Raw genomic sequence first — 15976 nt, forward strand, 5'->3', positions numbered from 1 at the left:
CATTATCGACGGCCATCCCCATAGCAGAATCGAAGACCTCATGCCGTGGCGATTCCGCAAAGCGTCAAGCCTGCGTCCATACGGTGGCGGCTAAGCGCTTACGTTTCTCGTGCGATAGGTTTCCGTGCAGTACGTTCGGTCGTGAGTGTGGAGACAGGGGGTCTATCACATAGAAGCGACCACGGCCGCGCCGTACCTATGCAGCAAATCTGCTAAAAGGAAGGAAAAACGAGCAAAAATGCTGTGGCCTCGGTGGGACATTCAGAGAAATTCTGCGCGATGTTTCCGATGCAATCATTCTGCGACCCTCAAACGTGAGGCCAGAAAAAAACGGAAGGTACACGTTCATGAAAAAGCTCGTGTCAACAGTGTCCCGCCGCGGCTTCCTTGCTGGGACGGCCGGCGTACTCGCGGCGCCGATGGTGACCGGGCTCTCGCGTGCCGTGGCCGCCTCTGATTCGCTGACGATGGCCGGGGGGGTATTGGGGGAAGTTACCAAGAGGCCTTGGCCCAGTCTGTGACAAATCCTTTCACTGAGGAGACGGGAATCAAGGTCAACTTGGTCGGTACAGCGGACCTCGCGAAAGTTAGGGCTATGCAGCTCACGGGCAAGGTCGAATGGGACATCTATTTGGACGGCGGTACAGTTTTAGCTTCTGGATCCAAGCAGGGCTTTTGGGAGAGGCTGGATCCGTCCATCTTTGAACTCAAGCAGTTGGTGGTGCGACCGACAATCGACGTCGCCACGTATGAAATTTATGCCGCTGGCATAATGTGGGATCCGAAGAGATACGGGCCCGGAAAGCATCCAGCGAACTTCGCTGAGTTCTTCGATTTGAAAAGGTTCCCAGGGCGACGCGCCATGCGACCTGTTCCCGATGGCGCTCTGGAGATAGCGCTTCTCGCCGATGGCGTGGCGCCGAAAGACATGTATCCTCTGGATCTGGATCGCGCGTTCAGGGCGCTCGACCGGATAAAGTCGAATGTTGTATGGCCAGTTGCCACGCCTCAATCGGTTTCGTTTGTGCAGACCGGTGAAGTCGACTTCAGCATTACCTATGCCAATCGCGCCAAAGCGACGACTGCCCCGGGCGGTGGGGTCCCCTTGGCCTTCTCCCTTGAGCAGAATGTGCTCAATACCGGCGCCGTCGCAGTGCTCAAGGGCGCGCGGAACAAGGAGGGCGCGATGAAACTTATCGCCTACATGCTACGCTCAGAAGTTGAGGTGCGGCTGGAGCGTCAGGCCGGCAATATTCCGGTGTCAAAGAACGCTGCGTCGATGTTTTCGGCTGAGGATCGCAAGTGGCAGCCAGATTTGAATAACTCCAGCACCGTCACAATTAGCAGCGAGTACTGGGCAGATAACTTCGATGCGGTGTCGCGTCGTTTCAAGGAATGGATCATGACCTGATTGCCTATTCGCTGTTGAGACGGGTTCGTCCGGCGCGTCTCCTACGCTCTATTGGGCTCCATCTCCGGTCAAAACGCTCAGAACGCCCATGCACCAAATAACCAGCATGCGCGCAGGGACTTTTTGTATCGCCTGTCGCATTGATTGCAGCCGTCATTGTGCTGCCGCCTCTCTTCCGCGTGTTCTATACCGTCCAAGGGGAGCCGCCGGCCGCTATCATGAAATTCATCAGGAAGCGTCCGGTTCGGCCGATCGAGGACTTCGTGTCGTGCTTTAGCGACGCGCGCCTGTCGTTTAGGCCGCGGCTGCGCCGGCCTTGATCGCGGGCAGTTCGGCAGCCACGGCCGCCAGTCGGGTGAAGATGAGCCAAGATGCCATAATGCTCGGCGGCGGTCGCGGGCCCACGGAAGCGCGCGGAGGTAAGCCATGCTTCTTCACGTCCGCTTCGGACGGGAGAATCGTGGCGCCGTCGCCGTCATTGATGCCCGGACTTCCCGCGCCGTCGCTGTGCCCGGATCGCGCAGGATGGGTTTCAGCTTGGGCGAGACCTTCGGTTGTATCTTGGGACGCGGGTGCTCGTCCTTGCGCGCGTGATCGGCCGGACGTTCCCGCTAGGTGCGCTGATCGGCGGGATTCATTCGGCAAAGAAGCGGGACACGATCACGGCGCCAGCCCGCTGCTGCGCCCGCAGTCCGCGAGCTGAGAGTTAGACTGCACATGCGTCATGGGATTGACTCCGGCAATAGCGAAATCGAGGAATCCAGACCATCTTCTGGAGAATTTCTCCGATCGGTGTAGCACTTTCGCGGTTTTTAGGCGCCAACATGCCTTAGACGCTTTTCTTAGTATGGCTGCTCTAGGCAACCGACCGCCCAGCGCAGGGTGAAGGACGCTTCCTGAATGACAAATCCGTGTGCTTCGCGAAAAGCTTCCGCGGCATCGGCTCAGACCATCGAGGATGTAGTTAGTGGGGGCCTCTGCACAGGCTGTGGACTGTGCGCCAGCATCGCCGGCTCCGCCATATCGATGGGCATCAATGTCAACGGTAACATGCGGCCCCTCGTCAGAAAGAAACTCGGGGATGAGAAGAACGCGCAGGTAATGGCCACATGCCCAGGCGTCTCGATACAGGGACCCGGCAGACCTGAAGGGGTCGCCGTCCATCCCACGTGGGGACCGATGCGTGAGATACATCGATCCTGGTCCACCGACCCGGCCGTCCGCCATAAGGCGGCGGCGGGCGGCACTTTGACGGCCCTCGGCCGCTATCTTTTGGACAGCGGTCGCGTTGAAGCCGTATTGCACGTCCGCGCCGATAATCGAAAGCCATGGCTTACAACATCGACAATCTCGCGAACGTCGGATGAAGTGCTGGGTGGGGCTCAGTCTCGCTACGGCCCATCAGCACCTCTCGTCAACGTGCACCGGCTTCTCGACGAAGGCACACGCTTCGCGGTGATCGCGAAGCCTTGTGACATCTCCGCTATCCGTGCCCTTGCGCGTATCGATTCCAGGGTCGACAGACTTGTCCCATACATGTTGACAATATTTTGTGGCGGCGTCCCCAACGCTCACATTGCTAAGGCAATTATGCGCCACCACGGCGTCGACGAACAGGACGTTGAACTGTTCCGATGGCGAGGGGAGGGATGGCCTGGCCCGCTGCGTGTGGGCACTCGAGACGGTGCTATTTATGACATGACATATGAAGATGCCTGGCGCGGAAAGAAATACGGCTACGGAATACAGTTTCGGTGCAAGATTTGTCCGGACGCAGTTGGAGAAGTAGCTGACATCTCTGCAACTGACGGCTGGACACTGCGGGATGGAAAGCCGATCTACGAGGAGGCGCCCGGAACTAACGCGACCATCGTTCGCACGCGAGCCGGAGAGGAGTTGTTGCATGCGGCCATCGCTGTAGGATGTCTTGACGTCTCACCGGCCTCGATTGAGGAGATCGAACAGATGCACGTGAAGAACCATCCGCACAGGAAACTGGGCGCCTCTGCCGCTTTGTTTGCCTTGCGGCTCATGGGCCAAAGGGCAATCAGGGCTCCTGGGTATCGGACTGCAGATGCGCTGAAGCGCGCCGGCTTACGCACTCTCTTTCGGCAATTTGCAGGTACGATCGGGCGAGTCAAAGCCGGAGAGAACCGAGAGCACCTTATTTAACCTCATCAGCGTTGTTAGAGCAAACGAATTCCGCTTGAATTGGCCTGATATCACCACCCGGGCGAAGTCACCTTGGACCTTGCCTAGTGAATCGAATTCAACCTGTGCCGATGTCTACCACCTGGTCGGCGGCGTGATGCGCCGTTCGCTAAGGCGCCATGGGGAGAGCGCGCGTCGCGAGCGGCTCCGCTACCACCACCCCCAGCAACACAACCATCGGGACACCTCTTCGAGGAGCGCGCATTACCGAGATGAAGCGATGATTTTTCACGTCGCAGTTCGCGACTGGACGCCGTCGGCGCTATGCCGAACACCGTGTACATTGGGGAACAACGCATCTGTCCCGTGGCGCTCCGGTTCCTTGAGCCATGCTCCCCACGGGCACCAGGCGATACGCCTACCGTCCTCGAAAGCGGCGCTCAACAACAGCATGCTGGGGCTCGCGCGCGACTCGGCGTGCGACGGCGTGCCGGTCGGGTATCGCGCTTGCGATCGAGAGCAACTTTTCGATGGTAGCTCTCGACGTTCACCTAGAGGATTGTGGCGTGGTGGACCAAACGATCGATGGCTGCCAGAGTCATTGCTAATGGCTGTTATCAGCAGCGAGCGTCGTTCGTAGCGGGAGGCGATCTGCTCAAACAGCACGCTTCCGCCTGATCCTTGCTCTCATATGTGATGTCGTCGAGGATCAGGAGGTCGAGCGGCAGGTGGGCCCAACTAATGAAGCATGCGGGACGGGCCAGACCTTCATGAGGATAACGCTGCCGCTGAACCATCGAGCGCGATCGAAAAGTTCCTTTTTGTGCGCATCGGCTCCGTGAAAAGTCGTCACGTCGCTGTTCAGCGAACTCTTGATCTGTTGTGGCGCGAATGGGAGAGCCAAGGTTGGAGACAGAATGGCTGCCCCAGAAAGGGGCGGACGGTGAGCGAGCGTCGCGCGACGAAGATTACGACAAACGGGTCCAGGAACCAGCGCGTGGTAAAGTCACTCCGCATAAGTCGCATCGCGCGGCCGCCGCTGCCCGACGCAAGCCGCAGTCTGCAGTCTCGACATAAAGACGGGTGCTGTGGAAGGCCTTGATGCCGTGGATGCCGGAGCGCTGGAAACTCCGGATCTCTTCTTTCATTCTGTGGGAGAATTCAGGTGTCGCAACTCGATCACCTTGTCGTGCTCCAACACACAGCTGTTGCTGCGTCTACTCGCTCGAGTCCCTCAACGCTCTTTGACCAAGCATCGTTTCAGGGCATACACACTAAGCCGGGCGTGGGGAAGGTACTCGACAAATTTCCGTTGTGGTGCGCATATATTGCGGGACTTTGCGATTTTGGCGCAGAAGTTTCGTCAAACCCGGCATTGTTGCACAGCACCTGGCTTCGCTGAAAGCGGCTAACGACGAATGTCCCCGCCAAGCCGAGATGGGATAGCGAACTGTCCCAGCGTGTCGCGGCTCTCAACCGACTACGAGCGTTGTTGAGAGAAACCGCTTCGATCGACACCCCATAGACGTTCGACAGTGCGGTGCAATGCCCCTCTCGCTGACCCTCGTCACGCCAGCGGCTTGAGCTAGCCACGCTGCTCCCAAAAATTGACTCGCCGATTTCGAGACGCCAACTGGCCCTCGCCGCTGGTACACAGCGTGAATCGCGCACGATGCCCGCATCTTCTGAGCCACTCTGCTTGTGCATACGAAGCTTCAGCTCGTGAAGACAATCGTCTTCTTGCCATTTAGCATCACGCGATCTTCGAGGTGATGGCGCACGGCCCGGGCGAGTACGCGGCGTTCGATGTCTCGGCCTTTGCGTACGAGATCGTCCGGCGTGTCGCGATGCGATATCCGTTCGACATCTTGCTCAATGATTGGTCCCTCGTCGAGATCGGAGGTCACATAATGCGCTGTCGCACCGATCAACTTGACGCCTCGCTCATGGGCTTGGTGGTAGGGCTTGGCCCCCTTGAAGCCGGGCAGAAACGAGTGGTGAATGTTAATACAGCGCCCGGACAACTTTGCCGAGAAACCGTCCGAAAGAATCTGCATGTAACGCGCGAGGATAACGAGATCGGCGTTGGTCTCCTGAACGAGCGCCCAAATTCGCGCCTCCTGCTCCATTTTTGTCTGCTTGGTGACTGGCAAATGGTAGAACGGCAGCTCGGCCAGATCGCTGGAGGCCAGATGCTCCCGACCGTGGTTGGACACGATCGCCGTCACCTCCATTGGCAATTCGCCGATGCGCCAGCGATAAAGCAAATCGGCCAAACAATGATCGAATTTTGACACCAAGAGCATCACACGTTTTTTTGCGGAACTCTCCCGCAAAGTGAATGTCATGGCGAACGGTTTGGCGAGTTCCTCGATGGACGCGGTGATCTCCGGTATTGATTTCGCTTGCTCCAGTCGATCGAAGACGACGCGCATGAAAAAGTGACCGGTCTCGGTGTCGTCGAACTGCTGAGCATCAAGGATGTTGCAGCCAGCCTCAAACAGAAGGCTCGACACCGCCGACACGATGCCTGGACGATCAGGGCAAGACAATGCAAGGATCATTGAACGGTAGGACATAGCGTCATGGCCCGGCGGCGGCCCCTCATAATCGACGTGGTACAAAGCAGGAGGCGTGAGTCAGTCCTTGGAGCGCGCTTTGAGCAACTCCGGGGCGATGAGATCTTCGACTTTGCGCCATTCACCTTTCACTCGCGTCCGATTGGAATCGTAGAAGGCGCGAAGGGAGGTGATGGCAGCGTGCCTTTCGCCCGCAATCTCTATTTCAAAGGCTCCTTCAGACAGCCATTGGGCACTGACGCCGCTCTCACAGTGCAGATACCCCATGCCGATGCCGCACCCAAGGGTGTGGCCGAATCCCGCCGAACGCAGGTAGCCCACGAGCGATCCATTGCGCCAGACTGGTTCTGTTCCGAACATGAGCGGCACGGCCTGGGGCGCGGCCAGTTGAACAAGGCGCCGACGCGGAGTCTGCCCGCGCTGTGATTCGAGAGCCGCCCGGCCAATGAAACTTTCGCTCTTATTCCAGGCGATCGTGAATCCCAGTCCCGCTTCGAGCGGCGACTCTTCATCACTTACATCTGCGCCCCAGTCGCGGTAACCCGCCTCGAGGCGCAACGTGTTCAGTGCCACGTAGCCCGCGTGACGTAGTTCGAGATCGCGTCCCGCCGCGATCAACGTATCATAGACACCGAGTGCCTGCTCGATCGGGATGTGCAATTCCCAACCGAGCTCTCCCACGAAGGTCATGCGGAACGCCAGCGCCATGCTGTAGCCGATCTCGATTTCCCGGGCCGCCGCGAAGGGAAATGCGGCATCGGAAAAATCTTCAGGGCTCACGCGCATAAGCAATTCCCGCGAACGCGGCCCCATCACGGATAGGCATGCGTAGCCCGACGAAACGTCGGTGACGAACACGTGGCCCGCACCCTTAGCATGCATTCGCGACCACGCGAGATCCCGAATGCGCTGCACAGCGGCCGTCACCACTAGGAATTCTTCGTCGCCCGTTCGGGCAATTGTGACGTCGGACTCCATGCCGCCCCGCTCATTGAGCCAGGGCGTGTACACGACACGGCCCACCGGAACGTCAACGTCGTTAGTGGAGAGGCGCTGAAGGAAGGAAAGCGCATCCCGGCCCTGCACTAGCAGGTGTGCAAACGAAGTTTGATCAAACAATGTGACCCCGGAACGAGCCGCATCGTGTTCCGCCCCACTCGCCTTGAACCAGTCGTCGCGCGCAAATGTAGCGTGGGCGTTCGCGGGGGTTTCAGCGGCACCGAACCATTGCGCCCGCTCCCACCCAGCAGCTTCCCCGAACTTCGCGCCAGCAGCTGCCAGACGATCGTGGAGCGGTGAGACGCGCACGTTACGAGCCGTCGCGGGTGACTTGTGAGGCCAATGCAGGGCGTAAAGGAGGCCGACCGCTTCCCCTGTTCGATCGCGCAGATATCGACGATTGCGCTGGAATGGCATGGCACGCCGCACGTCCATTTCCCAATAATCATTGGCGGGCATACCCGTCGACATCCACTCGGCCATGACTTTGCCGGCGCCGCCAGAGGATTCGATACCACACGAATTGAAGCCGGAAGCTACATACAGACCCACGATATCGGGTGCAGGCCCCAACAGGAATCGATTGTCGGGCGTGAAGCTCTCCGGACCGTTGAAGCTTAGTTGCAGCCCCACGTTTTCGAGCGCGGGGATGCGGCGCATGGCATCGGCGAGGTGCGGCTCGATATGATCGAAGTCGTCAGGCAGCGAATCGAAGCTGAACTCACGCGGGATTCCGTCCATGCCCCACGGCTTGCCCTTGGGTTCGAAGAAACCCACCAGCAATTTGCCCGCGTCCTCTTTTGAATAGAAGCACGCATCAAGATCGCGCACCGTCGGAGTATCAGGTGATAACTCCGGAATGGCCTCTGTCACGACGTAGAAATGCTCGGCCGCATGCAGCGGGACCGTCCAGTTGAGATCGGCAGCCAGCGTCCGCGTCCACATCCCCGCGCAGATTGCGACCCTCTCGGTACGCACCATGCCTTCCGCGGTCTCGACGCCGGCGACGCGCCCATTTTCGACCACGATGCGCGCGACCGGTGTGCGTTCTAGAATCTTCGCTCCACCCTGCCGCGCGCCGGCCGCGAACGCCCGCGCCGTATCCACCGGACTCGTCTTGCCATCGGAGGCAATCCAAGCCGCTCCGAGTACATCGGCCACGTTGAGCAAAGGTACGCGCCGCTTGGCTTCGGCGGCATCGATAATCTCGACATCAAGGCCAAAAGAGCGCCCCATGGACGCGCCCCGTTTCAGCTCCTCGAGTCGCGCGGGCGTGGCCGCGACGGTGATCGATCCACATTGCCGAAATCCGGTGTGCTGGCCTGTCAACGTCTCGAGTTCATGAAACAATCCGGCGGTGTACTGGGCCAGCTTGGCCATGTTCTCACTGGCTCGAAGCTGGGTGACCAGTCCCGCCGCATGCCAGGTGGTACCGCAGGTAAGTTGGTCGCGTTCGAGCAGCAGAATGTCGCGATGGCCAAGCCGCGTGAGGTGATACGCGACGGACAGACCGATGATGCCACCGCCGACGATGACATATTCTGCATGAGACGGTAGCTTGGTTTGCATTCTACAACTCAAAAAAGACTGCCGGGACCGCAGCCCACGAGTCAGCGCATGGAGGTCGTTTCGGGATTGGCGGCGGAGCCCATGTTTCCGCCATACATGTCATGATCCATTGTCGCGATAACGCGCGCCTTGGCGCGAATCGTAGCAGCTGAAAGTTGATGCGTCAGGCAACGGACCATGCGCGATAGCGTGTCTGGGGTGTCGGGGACTAATTAAAACTCAAATTGATCTCCCTCCCGCCAGCTTTCATTCCGTGACCTTAATCGACCGGAAGATTCCTTTTCACGCGTAAATACTAGCGGGCCGCTGATCTGAATTTGTTCAATATGGGCCTCTTTGGAACAGAAATTCTGCGCCTGATTGCAAAACGTGAAGTTTTACGTTCTCGGACCTTGACGCTTGACGAAAGGAGGCCACGACAGTCTGAGCCTTGAACGCACAGGGTCGGCGCTGCGAAGATTGTCCGGCCTTCAGTCGAATGGGACAGCAACTCCAAACCGCGGATCGGTTTTCAGCCGCGCTTGCGCCGAGGGGTGACGAATGGGCCAGTGAGTCTGCTGATTCAGTCGATGAATGTGGGACTATGAGCGGCTTCGCCGCTGCAAGCACAAAGCGATTAGATGAACCCCGCGATAAACGGCGGTGCCCCCAGACGCTTTTAAGTGGCCCGCTGCAGATCAACTGCACCATCTTGTTCTCGGTCGCAGGATGGCCAAATGTGGCGGGCCTCGGGATTCACGACCAACGACAAACGGCGGCGCGAAACTGCGGCATTGACCGTGTTTGCGAGCAAATAAGCGACAGTCATGGGACCAACACCGCCAGGCACCGGAGTTATATAGCTCGCCCGCTTGCTCGCTTCGGCGAAATCTACATCTCCCACGAGCTTAGCAGTACCCCTCGAATCGATTGTGCGATTGATCCCGACATCAATGACAATCGCGCCTGGCTTAAGCCAATCGCCCCGAACCAGCCCGGCGCACCCAGCGGCAGCGACAACAATATCGGCTTTTCGGCAGAAATCCGGGAGGTTTCGTGTCTGGAGCTGCGCACCTGTCACAGTACATCCAGCATCGCCGAGGAGGAGTGCCAGAGGCTTTCCGATGATATTCGAGCGGCCAATGACGACAACGTCAAGCCCGCTCAAGTTGCTCACAACGGTCCTGATGAGATGGACAACCCCAAGCGGAGTGCAGGGGGCGAGAGCCGGTCGACCGGCTGCCAATCTTCCAACGTTGTAAGGATGAAAGCCGTCCACATCCTTTGCCGGATCAATCGCCTCCAGCACGCGCCAAAGGTCGATGTGCCCGGGCAGCGGAAGCTGAACGAGAATACCATCAATCGACTCGTCAGCGTTGAGCTCCTCGATCACCTCCAGCAGCTCGGCTTCACCGACATCGCCCGGCAGCAAGAATTGTTGAGACTTGAATCCCAACGCCTGAGCCTGTCTGGCTTTCGTCTTCACGTAAACCGAACTGGCCGGATTCTTGCCGACTAGCACCACGGCCAATCCTGGGATGACACTCCATTCGGCCTTGAGCGATGCCACATCGCGAGCGACACGAGCCCGAAGATCCTCGGCGATGGCCTTTCCATCAATTCGGATAGCGTTCATATCCAGTTTCTGAGGATGTCAGTCGGTCGACGATAATGGCGGAACGTTGAGTTCGGCGTCTCTAACCATGGCAAGCCAGTGCCCTCAAGCAACTACTTTTTCTTTTGCGAGCTCGTCCATAACTTGCTTGGTTGCTTTATAGGCCAGGTCAACGATCTCATCTATCTCAGTCTCGGATACAACGAGGGGTGGGGCGAAACCAAGAATATCTCCGTGTGGCATCGCTCGCGCAATAAGCCCTCGCTCGCGGGCAGCCTTCGAGATACGAGCCCCAACCTTGAGCTCGGGATCAAACCGCCGCTTCGTCTGGCGATCGGCAACGAACTCAACAGCGCCGAGCAGGCCCACTCCTCTAACTTCCCCGACGATCTCCAGCTGAGCAAACCGTTCCTTGAGTCGCCTATTGAAGTGCGAGCCGACGATTCTCGCCCGATCGCTCAACCTCTCCTTCTCGACGATATCAAGGACCGCGTTGGCGGCAGCGGCCGCGATCGGATGGCCGGAGTAGGTATAACCATGCGAGAATGCACCAACTCGATCCGCAGCTTCCTCCATAACCGAGTACACCTTCTCCCCGACGATCGCTCCGGAGAGCGGCATATAGCCGGATGTCAGACCTTTGGCGACCGTGATGAGGTCTGGCTCGATTCCATAGAGCGTGCTGCCGAAGTTCGCGCCGGTTCGGCCGAACCCACAGATCACCTCATCGGCGATCAGAAGCACGTCGTAACGCCTGAGCACCGCCTGAATTTCTCTCCAGTAGCCGGTAGGAGGCGGTGTGATACCACCCGTACCCAGCACCGGCTCGGCAATGAAGGCACCAATCGTCTCGGGTCCTTCTCGCACGATCAGTTGCTCTAGCTCGGCTGCACGCCGGCGAGAAAACAATTCTTCCGTCTCGCCTGGTTCCGCGCCCCAATAGTGATGCGGCGCACCTGTATGCAAAATTCCTGGAAACGGCAGGTCCATATGGTCATGGTAGAACGACATACCAGTCATCGAACCTGAGATGACTGAGCAGCCATGGTAGCCGCGCTCGCGCGAGATAATCTTCTTCTTTTTGGGCTGGCCACGTAGATTGTTGTAGTACCAAACGAGCTTCGCTTGCGTCTCGTTGGCGTCTGATCCGGACAGCCCAAAAAAGACCTTGCTGGGCTTACCTGGCGCCATCCGGATAAGACGGTCCGACAACGTCGCCAGCTCGTCCGTCGTATGGGCCGCATAGGTGTGGTAGTATGCCAACTTATAGGCCTGCCGCGCGATGGCCTCAGCCACTTCGTTGCGACCGTATCCGATGTTTACGCAGTACAGGCCAGCAAAGCCATCGATGTAGCTGCGTCCCAGCGCATCCTCGATTCGGATGCCTTTACCCCCACTGACGATAGTGGGATCACCGCTCTTGCCAGTGGCGAACTCCTTGAGCTGGGTAAAGGGGTGCAGAACACTCGCGCGATCAAGGCTAGCGATGGTCTTAATGTCAGTCATACCGAGTTCTCCTAAGCCGCCAAATCGCCGAAGCACACGTATTTCAATTCCATGTATTCCTCGATACCATGTCGCGAACCTTCGCGACCGAGCCCGGATTGCTTCCATCCTCCGAACGGAATCGGTGGCCCCGTGAATGAAGCCGTGTTGACACCGACCATGCCATACTCAAGGGTGTCAGAAAATCGGAGTGCTCGACGCAGGCTGTCCGTATAAACGTACGCGGCCAATCCCATTTCGCTGGCATTCGCCCGGGCGAGGACCTCTTCTTCAGAGTCGAATGGAAGCACTGCGGCGACCGGGCCGAACGTCTCCTCACAGGCAATCAGCATGTCGTCTGTGACATCACTCAGCAGCGCTGGATGGACGAAGTTGCACCCGAGATTTGCGTCCGCATTTGCGTGGATCACACGAGCCCCCTTTGCCGCCGCATCATCGATTTGGGCTCTGCACTTGTTGGCGACCGACAACTTCGTCATTGGCCCAATATCCGTCGCGGATTGTAGACCGTGACCGACTCTGAGCTTAGCCATTTCGACGGCGAACGCTTCAACGAAGGCGGCATAGATGCCCCTTTGTACGTAGATGCGGTTAGCAGCCAGACAGTCTTGACCCGACGTAGCAAATTTCGCTGCCATTGCCCCTTTGACAGCCTTATCAACGTCGACGTCGTCAAAGATGATGAAGGGGGCATGCCCTCCGAGCTCGAGTGACACCTTCTTCACCGTCGCTGCCGCCCCTTCCAGAAGCAGGCGACCAACTTGCGTAGAACCCGTAAACGAAAGCGCCCGCACTCTCGTATCACGCAACAGTGGCGCAGAGAGTTCGATCGAATCGCCGACGAGCACTTGAAAGACACCGTTCGGAACCCCGGCTTCTTCGGCCAATCTGGCGACAGCAAGAGCAGAGAGCGGGGTCTCGGGAGCAGGCTTCACAATGATCGGACAACCGGCTGCAATAGCCGCTCCGGCCTTCCGTGTGATCATGGCGACAGGAAAATTCCACGGAGTGATCGCCGCCGCAACTCCAATTGGCTGCATTCGGACCTGAAGCAGACTCCCAGATTTGTGGCTTGGGATCGTCTCCCCGTATGTGCGCTCCCCCTCTGCAGCGAACCACTCGAGAAATCCAGCACCGTATGCAATTTCGTGGCGCGCCTCAGCGAGTGGCTTACCCTGCTCACTCGTCACCAAGACGGCCAGTTCCTCCGAGTGGTCGCGCATCAGTGACGCCCAAGATCTGAGGATCGCACCGCGCCGCTCTGGCAACAGTGCTCGCCAAGCGTGAAATGATCGTTGGGCTGCCGCGATTGCCAGATTCATATCGGCGGCGCCGCAATGGGCAACGTCGCCAATCTCTTCGCCAGTAGCCGGATCGATCACAAGGTCTCTTTTTTCACCCGCAATCCAGCAGCCGTCGATGAGCGCCGCTCCTGCGACAAAATCGCGACGGCGCAGATTTTGCAGGTGGCTGCACGCGAGACCCACCCAATGCGGAGTTTTGTGCCGAACAATCTGAGATGCCATTTGGACGTCCCACGCAGTCATCTGTTGAAATTGCCTAGGCAATCAGGATACTTAAGTCGACAACACATTTGCATCGCATTTTCCTGTAGTTCGGAGGATTCCTGCAGCACGCAGGGCAGATGCGAGGAAACGCAGCTCAAGCGGGAGCGGACTATGCAATACGATCGAATAGATGCTCGTATCCTCGAGATCGTCCAAAAGAACAATCGTCTAACTTCCGAGGTCATCGGCGAATTGGCAGGACTTTCTGCCACCGCGTGTCAACGGCGACTGAAGAGGCTCCGTTCCGATGGCATCATTGAAGCGGATGTGTCGATCGTTTCACCGAAGGCGGTAGGAAGACCCATTCAAATGCTAGTGCTAGTGAGCCTAGAGCGGGAGCGTTCCGATATAATCGATAAGTTCAAGAAGGCGATCAAATCGTCACCCGAAGTTGTCAATGGTTTTTACGTCACCGGCGATGCTGATTTCGTCCTATACATTACTACGCGCACTATGGAGGATTACGAGCAGTTCACCCGACGGTTCTTCTATGAGAACTCGGATATTAAGGGGGTCAAGACGATGGTCATAATGGACCGCGTAAAGGCGGGCTTTGCCGTCCCAATCGAGACTCCGTCGGAGGATTGACCCGGATTAACTCTCCGACGATTTGTGCTCGTAGGTTTTTTCCGTCGCTGACGCGTTTAACCGAACTCCGCTTCTGTGGTTGATGGGTCGCCAAAGTTATGAACTAAGGCGCTCATTCGGGTTGGTTTCCAAATCAGATTCAGTCGACGAATATCGCGTCTCATTCAGCTGCGTGTCCTATCGATCCGTGGGATCAGGCGCGCGATGGCTATCAGTGGCGATCTCGCAGCGGCGCGGTATGCCGGCGACCTGCCCTTCCGGCAATACGATGCCGCTGCTCGCACGCGAAGCAGCAGGTGGCGAGTGAGCTTGCTCACGCGGCGGAGGTCGAGGGCAAGATCGCCGCGCATGGTGCGGGGACGCCTGCCCCCTTGCTGATTCAACTTCGCCCGGCGTTCTTGTCTTTAACCTCAAAGCGGCCCGGGTCGCGCCGCCGACGGATGCTCGCAAAGAAGCACCTTGTGCGCCCCCTCATCCACGAGTTCGTGGCCAATATCGAGGACGCCGCCTCGGAGATCGTTCTCATCGTCCATTGGGTGAGGGCCGCCCACAGCGAGTTGTTGCTTGCCCAAGCGCCGGCGCGGACAGCGCAACGGCACTTCTGCCGGCATCATCCAGGCCGTGCGTCAGCTGCTGCTAATCGCCCCATCGCTGGGCCTGCGAGCGCGTCACATCAATGCGTTCGAACTACCACGTCCCGGTGTTCAAGCGGCGGAGGACGGGATCAAGCCTTAGCTCAACCTTGGCAATGTCGCGAAACTCCTGAAGATTGCGCCCAAGACGCTCCGGCTGGCCGTTGAAGCCGGCGAGATCGAATCTATCTTCTGGCGGATGGTCCTTCGATCTTGGCCCGCATCTCGCTGACAACAGCTGCTGCTCAATCTATCGCCGAGCGACGGAATCCAAGGTTTCATCTGCGCCAATTGTCCACTTTTTCCTGGGTGTCCGCAAGGCGGAGAAACCAATGGGCGTTGGGGCATTCGGACCGGAAGCGACAGTTGACCGGCCGCGAATGATGATCGCGATGTTCGGGCCGAGGGCCAATGCGGTCAAACGCAAGCGGATTGCGGTACTCGGGCCGAAATCGCGCACCACAAGGCCGGCGGCGGTGCACAAGATTTTCCCTTATCTGCTGCGTGATCGTGCGATTAAACGGCCGCACCTGGTCTGCTGCGCTGACATCATCTGTATACCAATAGGCCACGCCTTCCTCTATCTCCTGACGTTCATGGACCGCGCAAACTGGACCGTGCTGGCATGGCGGCTGTCCAACACCACGGACGTCTCGTTCGGCGTCGAGGCGATCGATCAGGCGCTCGTCCACTTCGGCCACGGAGATCTTCAACACCGGCCCGGGTAACCAGTTCACCAGTTCGGCTTTACCGGCATGCTGGCGGCAGCCGGCATTCGCATCTTGATCCGACGGCCGGGGCCGTTGGATGGACAATGTGTTCATCGAGCGGCTGCGGCGCTTGCTCAAGCATGAGGATATCTACCTCAAGCACTACGCCGCCGGTCGCGAGGAACAGGCCAGCGACTTCGTGGCTCGCGTTATACAGCGCCGAGCGCCGCCGCCAAGCCCTTGCAGTCGCACGCCGATGGAGGTGTTACACGAAGGTATGGCCGCCGGCCGGGCTGTGAAAATTACGCTGCGCTTGCACAACGCAGCCGTTACCCACATGCCCAGAGCCGCAGCAACAACAGCGGACAGTGCTGTTCACGGCACCGGCAAGAACCCGACTAATAGATCGGCCACCGTGGCCCGCGGGTGGGATCCACTTCACTGGCGGTAGATCTCCGCAAGCGTCACCCCGTCGTTACCCTACCTCAGGATGAACGCCTTCTGGGCGCCCGAACAATTGGGGGCTTTCATCGCCTCCTCCCAGCCGAAAGGATTGGGCCGCGAACACCCTAGCCCAAAAAATGGATCCAGTTTACCGGGATCAGATCACCATATCGCCGAGGATCATAGGCCTTCGTAGATCGAATCAGCCCACGGTCTTTGCACTTC

The 15976-nt window shown here is 58.5% G+C and carries 10 protein-coding genes and 1 pseudogene; 5 read left to right on the forward strand and 6 right to left on the reverse strand.

Features of this window, described 5'->3' with window-relative positions:
• Positions 1–481: 481 nt before the first annotated feature.
• Both K3F49_RS38895 and K3F49_RS38900 read left to right on the forward strand, forming a co-directional pair.
• Positions 482–1411 (forward strand): extracellular solute-binding protein, encoded by a 930-nt coding sequence (locus K3F49_RS38895; RefSeq protein WP_346657408.1) that lies wholly within the window; start codon positions 482–484, stop codon positions 1409–1411.
• A gap of 1179 nt (positions 1412–2590) precedes the next feature.
• On the forward strand, positions 2591–3583 hold the full coding sequence (locus tag K3F49_RS38900) for a Coenzyme F420 hydrogenase/dehydrogenase, beta subunit C-terminal domain (RefSeq protein ID WP_234686133.1): 993 nt from the start codon (positions 2591–2593) through the stop codon (positions 3581–3583).
• Between the two features lie 419 nt (positions 3584–4002).
• On the opposite strand, the pseudogene K3F49_RS39800 reads toward K3F49_RS38900, so the two are convergent.
• The 6 genes and pseudogenes from K3F49_RS39800 to K3F49_RS38930 all read right to left on the reverse strand — a co-directional run.
• Positions 4003–4278: pseudogene (locus K3F49_RS39800) on the reverse strand (ATP-binding protein); the annotation flags it as partial.
• A gap of 999 nt (positions 4279–5277) precedes the next feature.
• On the reverse strand, positions 5278–6141 hold the full coding sequence (purU, locus tag K3F49_RS38910) for a formyltetrahydrofolate deformylase (protein WP_234686134.1): 864 nt from the start codon (positions 6139–6141) through the stop codon (positions 5278–5280).
• Between the two features lie 60 nt (positions 6142–6201).
• Complete coding sequence (locus K3F49_RS38915) at positions 6202–8709, reverse strand: GcvT family protein (RefSeq protein ID WP_234686135.1); 2508 nt, start codon at positions 8707–8709, stop codon at positions 6202–6204.
• 658 nt (positions 8710–9367) lie between these two features.
• Positions 9368–10324 (reverse strand): bifunctional methylenetetrahydrofolate dehydrogenase/methenyltetrahydrofolate cyclohydrolase FolD, encoded by a 957-nt coding sequence (gene folD / locus K3F49_RS38920; RefSeq protein ID WP_234686136.1) that lies wholly within the window; start codon positions 10322–10324, stop codon positions 9368–9370.
• Positions 10325–10408: 84 nt separating this feature from the next.
• Positions 10409–11809: an aminotransferase gene (locus K3F49_RS38925; RefSeq protein WP_234686137.1), complete on the reverse strand. Its 1401-nt coding sequence runs from the start codon at positions 11807–11809 to the stop codon at positions 10409–10411.
• 11 nt (positions 11810–11820) lie between these two features.
• The gene (locus K3F49_RS38930; RefSeq protein ID WP_234686138.1) at positions 11821–13335 is read right to left on the reverse strand and encodes an NAD-dependent succinate-semialdehyde dehydrogenase; all 1515 of its coding nucleotides are present in this window, start codon (positions 13333–13335) and stop codon (positions 11821–11823) included.
• Positions 13336–13488: 153 nt separating this feature from the next.
• Here K3F49_RS38930 and K3F49_RS38935 point away from each other — a divergent pair, with 153 nt between their 5' ends.
• The 3 genes from K3F49_RS38935 (at position 13489) to K3F49_RS38945 (ending at position 15758) form a co-directional block, all read left to right on the forward strand.
• A complete protein-coding gene (locus K3F49_RS38935; RefSeq protein WP_234686139.1) occupies positions 13489–13965 on the forward strand; it encodes an Lrp/AsnC family transcriptional regulator in 477 nt (158 codons plus the stop codon).
• Between the two features lie 1012 nt (positions 13966–14977).
• Positions 14978–15325, forward strand: a complete 348-nt coding sequence (locus K3F49_RS38940) for a hypothetical protein (protein WP_234686140.1) — start codon at positions 14978–14980, stop codon at positions 15323–15325.
• 79 nt (positions 15326–15404) lie between these two features.
• Positions 15405–15758 carry a cytochrome P450 gene (locus K3F49_RS38945; RefSeq protein ID WP_234686141.1) on the forward strand — a complete coding sequence of 118 codons (354 nt, stop codon included), beginning with the start codon at positions 15405–15407 and terminating at the stop codon, positions 15756–15758.
• The last annotated feature ends 218 nt before the right edge of the window (positions 15759–15976 follow it).

The sequence above is a fragment of the Bradyrhizobium monzae genome (assembly GCF_021458635.1).
In the GTDB taxonomy this organism is placed as follows: Bacteria; Pseudomonadota; Alphaproteobacteria; order Rhizobiales; family Xanthobacteraceae; genus Bradyrhizobium.